A 13,911-nucleotide genomic window follows, 5' to 3' on the forward strand; every position below is an offset into this window, starting at 1 on the left:
AGAAGATCAATCAGGTTATGATCAATTATTAGTATCAGGTACTAATTCTATCTTATTTTTTTTCACATGGCAATATATTCGTCTAATCTATCGGTTCATCTTACTCATAGAGTATGGTATATGGAAAAGGAGGCGTATGCAGGTGGATGTGTTTTCAAAAATGATGTTCGGCGATAGCGCCAAACAAAAAACAGAAAAAGAAGAAGTGCAGGAAGAGGAGGTTTCCCCGGCAAACGAAGAAGAGACGATTGATTACATGTATATTATGAACCAAATCGGTTCGATTATGAACTCTCTCGATCAAATCAAGCCCGCTCTGAAGGAGCTCGCGCCTATGGTATCCGCTATTAAAAAGAAAATCATGTGAAAAGCCACTTTCGAGAAAGTGGCTTCTTCTTATTCGGTTTCAGATTTCGCGTCGGATTTACCCAGCTCATAGGCTTCCGCCATTACCGTTGTAAATAAATTCATAAACGGCTGAATGGCCTCCATCGACAGCTCTATTCCTGATTTTTCAAGCTGCTCTTTCGCTTCAGGCAGATATTTCATTGCTATTTGCAGAAACTCAAGTGATTTTTCGTGCTGCATGTAAAGTCACCCCGTTACTCGTTTTTTGGCAGTTCACCTGTTTTGTTATATGTTTTGACCAGTTTGTCGATTTTTTTCTGAAAGGCTTTGTCCACAAGCGGACTGAAGGTTCCCATTTCGACAACTCGGCTTTTCAGATCGTAATAGTGATCGCCGCCTTTTAAAGTCCCTTTGTCGAATTGCTCAGCTATAATTTCATAGGCCTTGTCCACATTTTGCACCGTGCTGGTTAACACGGTGTTCTCGCCAAGATCGGATTGATCTGTGACATAGCCGATCGCATATAGGCCGTCTTTTTTGATTTGCTGAATGACAGGAACATTATACCCGTCTCCGGCAGGATACACAACATCCGCGCGTTCGTTCTTCATTTTTTGATAAAGGTTCACCGCAGTCGAATCATCATCCCAGTGATCCGTATATTTTGTATTCACTTCTATATTAGGATTTTCATACTTAGCCCCTTTTATAAAGCCGTCAACTTCTGGCTGCCATGAAAAAGAAGCGATGACGCCGACCTGATTGGTTTTTGACATATGGGCAGCGGTCATTCCGCCGAAAAAGCCGATTGCTTCCCCGCTGAGATGAACGCTTGTGACATTGTCCGCTTTTGCTTTTGCATTTGAAATCACAAACTGCATATCCGGATAGTCTTCACTGACCAAGTTAAATACTTCTTCATACTCACTTCCATGGCCAAAGAGGAGATTGACGCCGCGCTTATGAAAATCTTCAATCGCATTTATAATATCTTCATCTGTTTTTACGCCTTCTTTATAGTAGACGTCCACATTGTATTTAGATTGTATATTCAGTAATCCTTTATACCCTTTTGTGCCCCATACGAGGTCATTAATCGTATCAGGAAAGAGCATGCCGACCTTCTCAATTTTTCCTTTAAACGGAGTTTGTCCACATCCGCTTAATAAAAGGAGGACAGAAAAGATCATGACAAGCCTTGTGATCAAGTCATGTTCAACTCCTTTTGACAAGCTATCACATGTATTCAAATGATACGTTTATTGTATCTAGAAAACTCGAAACATGGAAGGTTTTTCTTAATATTTGTCGAAAATTGATGAAAATTGTCTTTTCCACTCAAGAATTTTTGTTTTCGCTTCATCTTTTGAAGTTTTTTTCGTGACTTGCAAATCAAAAATGCAATCTTTGCCTGTATCACGGCCGGGCTCAAGCAGGAATCTCAACAGTTCGTCAGCTACATCTTCTGTATAAAAGCCCTCTTCCTCCTGTTCTTCTTTCCACGGCCCATACATTTTAGGAAGGATCACCGCTTTTTCTGAACCTGTCTTTTCATGTTTCTCCCACTCTTTTCGGTCTTGTTCGTATACCAATACATAAGCGGATTTATATTGGTCCAAAGGCAGAAAGCCGCTGCCATATTGGATACAAATCGTATCATACTTTTGATCCTCAATGTGCTCAAGCTGCCGAAAGTGCTCGTTTCTTCCAAGCCACATGAGTCTTTCTTCTAAGTACATTTGTCTGTTTTCATCATCTGTTTCAGCCAAAACGACATCGACGTATATGCCTTCATCCATCATTCGCTCGCATAAAGAAAGGCCGAAAAATTCATCCGCCCCTACAATCAGCGTTGATTCCATTTCATCTGCCGCCCTTCCGGTTTTTCATTTATCCAAAGCAAAACAGCCTCCGCAAAAGAGAAGGCTATTGTTATTGTATTCTTTATAACTCTTTTTCATGCCTGTGAAAGAATTTGCAGATTGATGCATAGATCCTGCTTGGGTGCTCAAATAAATGAAACGTTATGTCAACCGGACAGCCTTGGTTTTGCTGCTGCTTTTCCTTAAATACTTCCGCATGCAGGCTGTACGGATACGGTGCTCCGGTCATCCGCTGCCATATATGAACCGGTACGCTGCTCGGATAGCTTTCGATTGTTTTATAACGGAGTGAAGCCGCTTCTTTTTCGGAGATTTCGTAGCTTTCCGATACCTCTTTCAAAAATTGCTTATAGAAAAATTTATTTTCTTTTTCTGATTCATAATGTGCCTGAAGATCGAGACAAGGATTCAACATTGCGGCTGATCGGATATGATCCGGGGAAAAACGAAGCAGTTCATCGGCCACGAGAGCGCCCATCCCTTCTGCTAAAATATGAATCTTCGGATTGAGTATTTCCTGCTTCAACACGAAATGTATCAGCTGTTTGGCATAGGTGACCGCTTTTTCCGCGCCCCAGTGCCTTCCGAACAGATTGCTGTTAAAAATGGTATAGCCTTCGTCCCTCAGCATATTTAAAAGCTGATTTCTGCCGTAATGCTGAAGCCAAAAGCTTGAATCATTACCGACAAAGTGGGTTCTGTCCCCGAGGACAAAGATGCCAAAGCCGTTCGGACGATAGGGCAGATGAATCACGTTATGCTCCGTTCCCAATTGAAAATACCTTTCCGTTATTCCCATCGCTTGCCCGCCTCCTTTCACACTTCATCTCACGCTATCTTATGTAAAAAGAAAAGAAACGAATAAGGTAAAGTCCTAGCCTTTCTATGTTTTGGCTATTATACCAATTGACGATATTTATTTTTTATATTTTACCATTAAAAATGTGACGAATCAGACTCTTTTGTCACCTCACTTTCTTCTAAAATTAGATTCCCCCTTGGCTTTATGTATGGTATGATAACTTCTAGAATAGAATGAGAAGGACGAGGTGGAAACGTGCGATTTATTATTGCTTTTATTTGGACGTTCCTTTTATCGCATATGGCATGCTATTTGATTGCCAGCATGAACAGTGTAGCGTATAACTTCACAACATCATCCGTAATTGCTGTCGTTTTATATGTGCTGATCATGGCGCTAGCAGCAATCATGCCTATGAACAACAATGCCAGCCAGCATTAATAATCCAAAAACCCAAAACATGTATTGTTTTGGGTTTTTTCGTGATCACGGTTTTCTTTTATACGTCCACAGGCGGTTGTGATTAGATGTTTCAGGAAACATATCTCCTGCTGACAGATTGACCTTTTGCGGGTTTTTGACCATACTCCCTGTCTCGCCGATTTCTACGTAGATGCCGTTGTTGGGCGCTTTCTGCCCGGGCCGGAATTGATGCTGCTGTCCCACTGCTTTTCCTCCTTTTCCTTTTTCGTGTAGTATGCGCCTAAGCGGGTGTGAATATGTTTCCATAAAAAAACTGCTGAGACCCGGCTCAGCAGTTTTTTCGGTTATTTTCCTTTGTAAAGGATCGCCTTTAACAGCGCTTTTTGCACATGGAGACGGTTTTCAGCCTGCTGGAATACAGCAGAATTCGGACCGTCAATAATCTCTGCCGTCACTTCTTCTTCACGGTGTGCAGGAAGACAGTGCAAAAATGTATAGTCAGGTTTAGCATGGCTGACAAGCGATGCATTCACCTGGTAAGGCGAGAAGACTGTGAGACGCTCTTGCTCTTCCGCTTCCTGTCCCATGCTTGTGAATACATCTGAATAAATGACGTCCGCATTTTTTACGGCTTCAATCGGATCAGCTGTAAGTGTAACGGAAGCACCGGATTGAAGGGCAGATGCCTTGGCTGCTTCCGCCGCTTCGTCTAACACTTCGTATCCCTTAGGCGAAGCAATCGAGATATCACAGCCCATTTTTGCGCAGCCGATCATCAGAGAGTGCGCCACATTATTTCCGTCACCGATATATGCGACTTTCACACCTTTGAGATCGCCTTTGATTTCCTTGATCGTCAATAGGTCCGCCAGCGCCTGGCAAGGATGATATTTATCAGTAAGCCCGTTGATGACCGGAATATCAGCGTGTTCAGCAAGCTCCTCCACCTTTTCATGCTCAAAGGTCCGGATCATGATTGCATCTACATAGCCCGAGAGCACTTTTGCCGTGTCAGCCACAGTTTCACCGCGGCCCAGCTGCAGATCTTTCTGGCTTAAAAAGAGGGCGTTTCCGCCAAGCTGCGCCATGCCGGCCTCAAATGAAACACGAGTCCGGGTGGATGATTTTTCAAAAATCATCGCAAGGGTTTTGCCTTGAAAAATAGGCTGAATCTTGTTTTGTTTCAGTTCACTGGCTTCAGCAAGCAACGCGCTGATGTCCTGTTCACTGAGATCTTTTAGCGTTAATAGGTCTTTTCCGAATAGACTGGTTTGCGTTTCTCCCATATTCACTGTGTGCATGATGCCACTTCCTTTTTATAAAGATCTCTGAGGGAAACAGGATGCGGACTGCCTGATCCGCTTTGCAAAAACGCCCGTACGGTTTCCTCTTCAGTAAAGACGGTAATGCCGTGTGTCATGGCTTCCAAACGCTCGTTGCGTGCTTCTTCAGAGCCGTTCAAATGGATATGGAGCGCTTTTTCATCCTGTTCCATCCAGGAGGCGAATGTGCCTTCATGAACCTTAAAGCCGGCGTTTTCCGCTAATGTCTTCAAATCTTCCGGTCCGTTTTGCAAATAAATGCTTCCTTTTTGATTCCAAACACGCGTGTAGATTTTTTTCAAGGCGCTGTCGGCGTCGTATGCAACACACATGCCTTCTCCTGTCGATTTCATTTCCGGTCCAAGCTTTACATCTACATCTTGAATCGCATGTGATGAAAAGACCGGGAACTTTACAGCAACACCATGGTGATTTTGAATTGCCGGGTTTACATCTTTTAGAGATGCCCCCGCCAGCAGCCGTGTGGCGAGCGGAATCATCGGGACGCCCATGACTTTGCTGACGACCGGAACTGTACGGCTCGCTCTCGGGTTCACTTCAAGGACGAGAATGGTTTCGTTATCGATCACAAATTGGATGTTCATAATGCCTTTAAACGAAAGCTTTTGGGCAATTTTTTGAGCAGCATCTTTTATTCCCTGCTGCAGCTTATTTGTGACAGAAGGTCCCGGGAGAATGGCGAAGCTGTCTCCTGAGTGGACGCCCGCCCGCTCAATATGTTCGGTATATGTCGGGATAAAGACTTCTTCACCATCGGAAATCAGATCAATTTCGACTTCTTTTCCTGACACGTACTGATCAATTAAAATGGGATACGGCATGCTGTCTTCTCCGTCCAGCAGCTGAGAAAGCGCAGCTTCCGATTCAACGATGATCATGCCCATTCCGCCAATGACATAAGAAGGACGGATTAATACCGGATAGCCGATGCCGTTTGCTTTCTCTGCAGCCTCTTCTTTTGTATAAGCAATTTCTCCTTTAGCGTGCTGCAATCCGAGTTCATCAAGAAGCTGATAAAATTGATCGCGATCCTCTAACACGTCGAGCGTTTCAAACGATGTGCCGAGAAGCGTGATTCCGGCTTTTTCTAGCGCTTCAGCAGCATTGATCGCGGTTTGGCCGCCGAACTGCACGATCGCAAAGTCAATGTTTTCCTGCTCCGCCACGTTTAATATGTGCTCCGTTGTCAGGGGCTCAAAATACAGGCGATCCGCAATTTCATAATCTGTGCTCACGGTTTCCGGGTTGTTATTAATCATAATCGTTTCGAATCCAAGCTTTTGCAGCGTTAACACCCCATGAACAGCACTGTAATCGAATTCAACGCCCTGGCCGATGCGAATCGGTCCTGAGCCGATAATCAGCGCGCGCTTTTTCTCTTTGCGGCTGATGTCTCCATCGGTTTCTCCGAAATACGTGGAGTAAAAATAGTTGGTTTTCGCATCAAACTCAGCTGCGCAAGTATCAACAATTTTGAAGGAAGGCGTAATCCCCTTCTCCTTGCGAAGAGCTCGCACCTCTGCCTCTGTCTTGCCGATAAGCGAGGCAATCGTTGCGTCTGAAAATCCTTTTTCCTTTGCCTTTTTCAATAAATCAAAAGAGAGGTCGCTCCCCGCTTCCATGATCTGATTTTCCAGCTTGATGATATTGTTAAAGGTGTGAAGGAAAAACGGGTCGATTTTTGTTTTTGCATGGATTTCTTCTATTGATATGCTTCGGCTTAACAGCTCCATCACAACGAAAAATCTTCGATCGTCAGGTGTGATTGCCAGCTCCCAGAGCGCTTCAATTGATAAGCCGCCGAGCTCCGGCAGATGCGTGCCGACGTTTTTCAGCTCAAGGGAGGCTGCCGCCTTTTGGATCGCCGCTTCTACATTACGTTCAATCGCCATCACTTCTCCGGTGGCTTTCATTTTTGTGCCGAGCTTGCGGTCCGCGTTTTTGAATTTATCAAACGGCCAGCGCGGAAACTTGACGATGACATAGTCCAATGCCGGTTCGAAGCTCGCATAAGTGGAGCCTGTAAGCGGGTTTTTTAATTCATCAAGCGTGTATCCGACAGCCAATTTCGCAGCCATTTTCGCAATGGGATAACCTGTTGCTTTTGACGCGAGAGCAGATGAACGGCTCACACGCGGATTCACTTCAATGACGTAGTATTGCTTGCTGAACGGATCAAGCGCAAACTGAATGTTGCAGCCGCCTACGACATCAAGTGCCGAAATGATCGTCAGACTTGCCGTTCGGAGCATTTGATAGTCTTCATCAGTTAATGTTTGTGAAGGCGCCACTACAATCGAATCGCCTGTATGCACACCGACCGGATCGATGTTTTCCATATTACAGACAGTAATGCATGTGTTGTTGCTGTCGCGCATCACTTCATATTCAATTTCTTTAAAGCCGGCAATGCTCTTTTCTACCAGACATTGATTGATCGGGCTAGCCAGAAGCGCTTGCTTGATCATGGCGGCAAATGCTTCTTTCGTAGGTGCGATGCCCCCGCCTTTTCCGCCTAACGTGTAAGCAGGCCGAATAATGACCGGAAAGCCGATGGATTCCGCAAAACGAAGGGCATCTGTTTCGTTATCGACAATTTCGCTCTCTGGAACTGGCTGATTCAGCTCGTTCATTAAAGAACGAAATTTTTCCCGGTCCTCTCCTTTTTGTATCGTATCAACGGATGTACCCAGAAGTTTGACGCCGTGCGCCTTTAAGATACCCGCTTCTTCAAGTTCAACCGCTAGATTCAGTGCAGTCTGCCCGCCTAAATTGGCCAGAAGTCCGTCGGGCTTTTCTTTCTTAATAATGTCTGTCAGGCTTTCTGCCGTCAGCGGTTCAAAATATATGTCATCCGCGAAAGCTTCATCGGTCATAATTGTTGCCGGGTTGTTGTTGACGAGAATAACCCGATAGCCTTCTTCCTTGAGCGCGATGCACCCTTGAGTGCCTGAATAATCAAATTCTGCCGCCTGGCCGATGATGATCGGGCCTGAGCCGATTACTAATATGCTTGAAATACTGGTGTCTTTAGGCATGGGCGATTTCTCTCCTTGCTGGTATCACATTCTTTAAATAATCATCAAAAATCCATTCGCTTTCCGCCGGCCCTGGATGGGCTTCCGGATGAAATTGCACACTCATGACAGGCAGCTTTTTATGGGAAAGCCCTTCAACTGACGTGTCATTGACATGGTGGAATCTAATCGTCAGCTCTTCTTGATTAATGGATTTTTCATCGACCACATAGCTGTGATTTTGGCTGGTCATGAACACCCGCTTCGTTTCACGGTCGATGACCGGATGGTTTGCGCCCCTGTGTCCGAACGGCAGCTTAAACGTGTTCCCGCCGAAAGCGAGCGCAATCAGCTGGTGGCCGAGACATATGCCGAGTGTCGGAAAGCGATTGACAATGTTTTTGATTTGTTCCATATGCGGTGTAATGGCTTTCGGATCTCCGGGTCCGTTGGATAACACGACACCGTCCGGCTTTATGCCGTAAACCGATTCCATTTGCTGATACGGTACAACTGTGACCTTGCAGCCTCGTTTCACGAGTGATGATGCAATTGATTTTTTATAGCCAAAGTCAATGAGAGCGATATGTTTATTCCCTTCGCCGATTGTGCTCATGTCCTGTGCGGACGCCTGTTCTGCGACGTTCTCAGGCTGCAGGGCAATCTCAGCCGCTTCTTTAGAAGCAGTGACAGACGCCCCCATCGTTCCGTTCGCGCGAATTTTTTTGACGACAGCCCTCGTATCGACATGGGACAAGAGCGGGATGTTCCATTTTTTCAGATATTCCTTAAGACTGTATACCGCTTCATGATGAGAAAAATGTTCGCACGCCTCGTAAACAACCGCTGCTTTCACTTGCGGTTTTTTGCTTTCAAAGTCGTTTTCATTAATGCCGTAGTTGCCGATCAGCGGGTACGTAAATACGATAATCTGTCCTTTGTATGACGGGTCTGTCAGCACTTCCTGATAGCCCGTCATTCCTGTGAAAAACACAGCTTCGCCCGTACAATCTTCATGTCCGTCCAGTTCTCCGCTGAACACTGTTCCATCTTCTAACACTAAATAACCTTCCATCTAAAAGCCCACCTCTTGATGAATAATTAATTATAAAAATGAATTTTTATGCTTTCATATCGAAAAAAAATTACAAATTAACAGCGGTATGCTGAGCAATCGCTTGTTTCAGCTTGCTGACGGCTTCTGTTATTTCATCCTTTGTCACGGTGAGCGGCGGCAGCAGACGAATCACGTTCGGTCCGGCCGGCAGTACGAGCAAGCCTAATGTCTGCAATTCAGCAATGATGTCTGCAACCGGCCCATCACACTCAATTCCAAGCATTAATCCTTTGCCGCGGATTTGCCTCACAAAAGGACTCTTCAGTTCAGCCTCCAGCTGTTCTTTCAAAAACGCACCCTTATCAGCAGCCTCTTGCAGAAATTCAGGCTGGAATACAACCTGCAATGTTGCATTAACGGCAGCCATCGCCAGCATATTCCCTCCGAAGGTCGTTCCGTGAGATCCAGGAGTAAACGCTGCTCCCAGCTCTTTCTTGCCGATTACCGCACCGACTGGAAAGCCGTTCCCCAATCCTTTTGCAGCTGTGATGATATCAGGTGAGAGGCCGAAGTGTTCGTATGCGAAGCCTTTTCCTGTCCGTCCAATGCCGGTCTGAATTTCATCTACGATCAGAAGCGCCTGCTTTTCCTTGCAAAACGACTGTACGGCTGTTAAAAATTCTGCACTGGCCGGATTGACTCCGCCTTCTCCCTGTACGGTCTCAAGCATGACCGCGGCTATGCCGTCTTCCTCCCCAAGAGCATCAAAAGCGGCAGGATCATTGTACGGGAGGTAGTAAAAGCCTTCCAGCATCGGGCCGAAGCCTGTTTTGATTTTATCCTGTCCGGTAGCTGCCATCCCTGCATAGGTGCGGCCGTGGAATGATTGGAGAAATGTGATGATTTTCGTTTTTCCAGTTGCTTTTCGCGCCAGCTTAATCGCGCCTTCATTCGCTTCCGCTCCGCTGTTGCAGAAAAAAACGAGATCTCCGGCACTGTTTGCCGCTAACTGCTGTGCCGCTTGCTCCTGAAGACTGTTTTCAAACAGATTGGATACGTGCCATACGCTGTCGAGCTGTTTTTTGACCGCTTCTGTGACCGCTTCATGGCAGTGGCCTAGGTTGGAAACCGCAATCCCTTGAATGAAATCGAGGTATGTTTTGCCGTTTTGATCCTCAACGCAAGTTCCCTTCGCTTTCTTTATCTCAATGTTCCACCGTCCGTAGGTTTGAAACAAGCTGCTCATGAAACAGCCTCCTTTGCTTTAACGATTTTTGTTCCTTGAAATGTTTGATCTGAGAAAAACGATCCTTTTCCATTTACGATCATCACTTCTGATACTTGATCCGATAATGCTGACAAGGCTGAATTGACCTTTGGTATCATCCCGCCTGTGATCACTTCCTGTTTAATGAGAGTCTGAATTTCCTCAGGGGTCAGGATGTCGAGACGCTGTTTTTCCTTCATAATTCCTTCCACGTCTGTGACGAACATCAGCTTATCGGCTTTCAGCGCTCCGGCGACTGCCGAAGCCGCAAGATCAGCATTGACATTCAGTGTTTTGTAATCGCTCGTCAAAGACAGGGGCGCAATTACCGGAATGATGCCTTCATCCATCAGCGCGTTTACCATAGAGGCATTAACCTTTTTAATTTCTCCGACTTCCCCGTATGTGTCCGGATCGAGATAGTCTGCTTCGAGAAGGCCTCCATCCTTGCCGGACACTCCCGCAGCCCGGAGCCCGTGTTTTGCAAGCTCGGCAACGAAAAATTTATTCACTGAGCCGGACAGTACCATTTCAGCGACTTCCAATACCGGTTTGGTTGTTTTCCGCTGTCCGCCTGCAAACTCTGTTTTGATGTTTAACCGTTTCAGCATATGTGTGATTTCCGGTCCGCCGCCGTGCACGATTGCCAATTTCCATCCTGATTCCATCAATTCTTTCAGGTTTTGAAAAAATTCTTCCGACAGCTCACGGATGACACTTCCCCCGCATTTAAAAACGATTGTTTTCTTCATTGTGCTCCCCTTTATTACGTGCGATAGCTCGCATTAATTTTGATATAATCATAGGTCAGATCACAGCCCCATGCTCTTCCGTTCCCGTCTCCTTCATGCATCTTGATGACAATGGCAATCTCGTCTCCTTCGAGATATTCTTTCGCGAGAGATTCAGAGAATGGCTGAGGCTCGTTGTTTTTAAACAGGCATTGGCCCCCGAGATAAACCTCTACTTCTTCAGCCTTCACCTGAGCCGCGCTGTGCCCGATAGCACCGATAATGCGCCCCCAGTTCGCGTCTGTTCCGTATACAGCAGTTTTTACGAGGTTCGACCCGACAATTTTTTTGGCAATCATGTTTGCATCAAGATTGTTTTTCGCCCCTTTTACTTGGGCTTCGATTAGTTTTGTCGCGCCTTCTCCGTCTCTGGCAATCTCCTTAGCCAAATCTTCACAAGCCATAAGAAGCGCTTTTTTAAAGATCGGCCAGTCTTTATGGTCTTCCGTAAGGCACTCATTTTCCGCGCAGCCATTTGCCATGACCAATACCATGTCATTGGTAGAGGTTTCTCCGTCAACTGTAATTTGATTAAAAGAGACGTCAGTGATGTCGCGGAGCGCTTTTTGCAGCGTTTTTTCTTCGATTGCCGCGTCTGTTGTCACAAACCCCAGCATCGTTGCCATGTTTGGGTGAATCATTCCGGAGCCTTTAGCCGCTCCGCCGATGGTGACTTTTTGACCGCCGATTGTCAGTTCATAGCACGTTTGCTTGATGACGGTATCTGTCGTTAAAATCGCTTCCTCGAAATCTCCAGATCCCGCAGGCGTTTCTTTCAAAAGCTCGATGCCGGCCTGAATGTTTTCCATATTTAAATGTTCGCCGATGACACCAGTTGAAGAAACGGCGACAAGCTCCGGCTCAATGCCCAGCTGTAAAGCGAGGTTCTCCCGCATTTTGTATGCGTCCTCTAAGCCTTGTTCCCCTGTACAAGCATTGGCAATGGCGCTGTTGACAATGACTGCTTTCAGAGCTGATCCATGCTTTAAGCTGTCCTGTGTGACTTTAATCGGAGCCGCCTGAAAGTGGCTTTGCGTATAAACTGCCGCGCTCACTGCCGGTGTCTCGCTGATAATGACGCCAAGGTCTTTTTTCGAGTAGCGCAGCCCGCAATGCACGCCCTTTGCCTGAAATCCTTTTGGCGAGGATACATCGCCTTTTACTTTCACTATTTGATCTTCACTCAACTGAATCATGGTTCGATTCTCTCCTGTTCTATGGATAAATTGGTGTCATGGTAAGACCTGTCTCTTCGTTCCAGCCATTCATGATATTGAAATTTTGTACTGCCTGCCCAGCGGCACCCTTCATCAGATTATCAATTACCGAAACGATCGTGACCCTGTTCGTTCTTTCGTCGAGGGTAACGGATACATCGCAGAAATTGCTGCCGAACACTTCCTTCGTTTGCGGGTAATGACCCTTTGGCCTCACTCTCACAAAATATGAATCTTGGTAAAATTCCGAATATAAATCGTGCAGATCTTCTGCAGATAGATCAGATGTTAATTGCGTATACATTGTCGCCATGATTCCCCTTGTCATCGGAACCAAGTGAGCAGAAAATGTAATAGCCTTCAACCCTGGCTGCCATTCTTTTAACGTCTGTTCAATCTCAGGGGTGTGCTGATGTTCATTTACTTTATAAATTTTAAAATTGTCGTTAAGCTCAGAAAAATGGGTTCCCATGGACGCTTTTCTCCCCGCACCGGAAACGCCTGTTTTCGCATCAACGATAACGAACGATTCATCAAGAAGCTTTTGTTGAGCCAACGGCGCGAGGCCTAGCAGCACAGCCGTCGGAAAACACCCCGGATTGGCGATGAGCTTCGCCTGCTGAATGTTCCTTTGATTCAGCTCCGAAAGGCCGTAAACCGCCTCTTGAATTGTTTCTTTTGGTGCCGCTGTCCGTTTATACCACTTTTCATATACAGCAGGCTCTTGGATCCTCAGATCACCTGACAGATCAATAACCGGAATTCCCGCCTCTGCAAGCTGCGGAGTCAGTTCACTTGATACTCCCGGGGGCGCAGCAAGAAACATGACATCGATTTCCTGTTTGATTGTATTCATATCAATGGGCTTGAGCTTCTGCTCAGCCAAGCCGGTAAGATGAGGATAAACATGACTATAGACCTTCCCCTCCCCGCTGGATGAATAAAGTATACATTCTTCTGCATGAGGATGATGAGTAAGAATCCTGACAAGTTCGGCGCCTCCATAACCCGTAGCGCCTACAATTCCTATTTTCAAAACGAATTCACCTTCTTGGTCTTTGTGAAATTATTTAACATTATAACATGAATAAAAATTAATTCAATCGTATATTTAATATTTTTATTCATTTATAAAATTTCTGTTCAATAAAAAAATCGGCGATTAAAAATCAGGCAGAAACCGCTTCAATTGTTGATCCGGCGCCATTTGCAGCTGCATAAAAAAACAGGCTGACCGTGTCAGCCTGTTTTCATCATCATCAATCCGCTCAGAAAATATAGAATAGAGCTTGTATAAAAAATCATTTGCACCGTAAAAAAGTCGGCGAGAAAACCGCCGAGCATAATGGCAGCCGCTGAAAAAACAGCGGTCCAAAAATGATAATTCCCAATCTTTTTTCCGCGTTCCCCGGCGTCTGTAAAGTCGGCGATTAATACTTTTTCTCCGTGTTTTTGCATCGCCCCAAAGAGACCTAACAGCACTTGCACGATGTACACTTGAAGAACGCTGTTTACATGCGGGACATACAAAAGCAGAACCGCCATGCCCCATGAGTTCGCAAGCAGATAATAGCGGCTGTCGATCCTTTCAGAAAGCCGGCCGAGGAGCGGGTAAATGAGCGCTCCGCTCAGTCCGAATAATCCGTAGGAAAACCCGAACTGCGTGTAGCTTGAGCCGATATTCTTCACAAACAGAATATAAAACGGAAAGATTAAACTGCTTGCGAAAAACACGCTGCTTTGTGAAAGTGTCAGCCATTTTA

General features: G+C 45.7%; 14 protein-coding genes and 1 pseudogene. 2 read left to right on the forward strand and 13 right to left on the reverse strand.

Annotated features, from left to right (window positions below):
* The first annotated feature begins 136 nt into the window (after positions 1-136).
* On the forward strand, positions 137-367 hold the full coding sequence (locus tag M1D69_RS15025) for a hypothetical protein (RefSeq protein WP_458105644.1): 231 nt from the start codon (positions 137-139) through the stop codon (positions 365-367).
* A gap of 29 nt (positions 368-396) precedes the next feature.
* Here the strand turns inward: M1D69_RS15025 and comZ are convergent, their stop codons facing one another.
* From comZ to M1D69_RS15045, 4 genes are all read right to left on the reverse strand, one after another.
* Complete coding sequence (gene comZ, locus M1D69_RS15030; RefSeq protein ID WP_003224559.1) at positions 397-588, reverse strand: ComG operon transcriptional repressor ComZ; 192 nt, start codon at positions 586-588, stop codon at positions 397-399.
* A 14-nt stretch (positions 589-602) separates the two neighbouring features.
* Complete coding sequence (locus M1D69_RS15035) at positions 603-1,556, reverse strand: BMP family ABC transporter substrate-binding protein (protein WP_458105643.1); 954 nt, start codon at positions 1,554-1,556, stop codon at positions 603-605.
* A 90-nt stretch (positions 1,557-1,646) separates the two neighbouring features.
* A complete protein-coding gene (locus tag M1D69_RS15040; protein WP_458105642.1) occupies positions 1,647-2,210 on the reverse strand; it encodes a hypothetical protein in 564 nt (187 codons plus the stop codon).
* 82 nt (positions 2,211-2,292) lie between these two features.
* Complete coding sequence (locus tag M1D69_RS15045; protein WP_024120901.1) at positions 2,293-3,030, reverse strand: hypothetical protein; 738 nt, start codon at positions 3,028-3,030, stop codon at positions 2,293-2,295.
* A 258-nt stretch (positions 3,031-3,288) separates the two neighbouring features.
* Between M1D69_RS15045 and M1D69_RS15050 the strand changes: the two genes are divergently transcribed.
* A complete protein-coding gene (locus M1D69_RS15050) occupies positions 3,289-3,474 on the forward strand; it encodes a YjzD family protein (RefSeq protein ID WP_010333727.1) in 186 nt (61 codons plus the stop codon).
* A 45-nt stretch (positions 3,475-3,519) separates the two neighbouring features.
* On the opposite strand, the gene M1D69_RS15055 is transcribed toward M1D69_RS15050, so the two are convergent.
* The 9 genes and pseudogenes from M1D69_RS15055 to M1D69_RS15095 all read right to left on the reverse strand — a co-directional run bounded on the left by M1D69_RS15055 (position 3,520) and on the right by M1D69_RS15095 (position 13,882).
* A complete protein-coding gene (locus M1D69_RS15055) occupies positions 3,520-3,699 on the reverse strand; it encodes a YjzC family protein (protein ID WP_458105641.1) in 180 nt (59 codons plus the stop codon).
* Between the two features lie 85 nt (positions 3,700-3,784).
* Positions 3,785-4,757, reverse strand: a pseudogene (gene argF / locus M1D69_RS15060) (ornithine carbamoyltransferase).
* Positions 4,745-7,837, reverse strand: coding sequence for a carbamoyl phosphate synthase large subunit (locus M1D69_RS15065; protein ID WP_458105640.1), 3,093 nt, complete (start codon positions 7,835-7,837; stop codon positions 4,745-4,747). The pseudogene argF and the gene M1D69_RS15065 overlap by 13 nt, the downstream one beginning before the upstream one ends.
* Positions 7,830-8,891, reverse strand: coding sequence for a carbamoyl phosphate synthase small subunit (locus tag M1D69_RS15070; RefSeq protein ID WP_458105639.1), 1,062 nt, complete (start codon positions 8,889-8,891; stop codon positions 7,830-7,832). Before M1D69_RS15070 ends, M1D69_RS15065 begins: the two co-directional genes overlap by 8 nt.
* A 70-nt stretch (positions 8,892-8,961) precedes the next feature.
* Positions 8,962-10,119 carry an acetylornithine transaminase gene (locus M1D69_RS15075; RefSeq protein ID WP_458105638.1) on the reverse strand — a complete coding sequence of 386 codons (1,158 nt, stop codon included), beginning with the start codon at positions 10,117-10,119 and terminating at the stop codon, positions 8,962-8,964.
* The gene (gene argB, locus M1D69_RS15080; RefSeq protein WP_044156412.1) at positions 10,116-10,892 is read right to left on the reverse strand and encodes an acetylglutamate kinase; all 777 of its coding nucleotides are present in this window, start codon (positions 10,890-10,892) and stop codon (positions 10,116-10,118) included. The genes M1D69_RS15075 and argB overlap by 4 nt, the downstream gene beginning before the upstream one ends.
* Before the next feature lie 14 nt (positions 10,893-10,906).
* Positions 10,907-12,127, reverse strand: a complete 1,221-nt coding sequence (argJ, locus tag M1D69_RS15085; protein ID WP_458105637.1) for a bifunctional ornithine acetyltransferase/N-acetylglutamate synthase — start codon at positions 12,125-12,127, stop codon at positions 10,907-10,909.
* 19 nt (positions 12,128-12,146) lie between these two features.
* Positions 12,147-13,184, reverse strand: a complete 1,038-nt coding sequence (argC, locus tag M1D69_RS15090; RefSeq protein ID WP_059352716.1) for an N-acetyl-gamma-glutamyl-phosphate reductase — start codon at positions 13,182-13,184, stop codon at positions 12,147-12,149.
* Positions 13,185-13,387: 203 nt separating this feature from the next.
* Positions 13,388-13,882 carry an MFS transporter gene (locus M1D69_RS15095; RefSeq protein WP_458106138.1) on the reverse strand — a complete coding sequence of 165 codons (495 nt, stop codon included), beginning with the start codon at positions 13,880-13,882 and terminating at the stop codon, positions 13,388-13,390.
* Between the last annotated feature and the right edge of the window lie 29 nt (positions 13,883-13,911).

The sequence above is a fragment of the Bacillus sp. PK3-037 genome (assembly GCF_054161355.1).

Bases quoted from the DNA above. Each gene is read 5' to 3' on its own strand.
- argB (WP_044156412.1), bottom strand. From the start codon at position 10,892: ATGAAGAAAACAATCGTTTTTAAATGCGGGGGAAGTGTCATCCGTGAG.
- comZ (WP_003224559.1), bottom strand. From the start codon at position 588: ATGCAGCACGAAAAATCACTTGAGTTTCTGCAAATAGCAATGAAATAT.
- M1D69_RS15025 (WP_458105644.1), top strand. From the start codon at position 137: ATGCAGGTGGATGTGTTTTCAAAAATGATGTTCGGCGATAGCGCCAAA.
- M1D69_RS15065 (WP_458105640.1), bottom strand. From the start codon at position 7,837: ATGCCTAAAGACACCAGTATTTCAAGCATATTAGTAATCGGCTCAGGC.
- argJ (WP_458105637.1), bottom strand. From the start codon at position 12,127: ATGATTCAGTTGAGTGAAGATCAAATAGTGAAAGTAAAAGGCGATGTA.
- M1D69_RS15070 (WP_458105639.1), bottom strand. From the start codon at position 8,891: ATGGAAGGTTATTTAGTGTTAGAAGATGGAACAGTGTTCAGCGGAGAA.
- M1D69_RS15075 (WP_458105638.1), bottom strand. From the start codon at position 10,119: ATGAGCAGCTTGTTTCAAACCTACGGACGGTGGAACATTGAGATAAAG.
- M1D69_RS15040 (WP_458105642.1), bottom strand. From the start codon at position 2,210: ATGGAATCAACGCTGATTGTAGGGGCGGATGAATTTTTCGGCCTTTCT.
- M1D69_RS15045 (WP_024120901.1), bottom strand. From the start codon at position 3,030: ATGGGAATAACGGAAAGGTATTTTCAATTGGGAACGGAGCATAACGTG.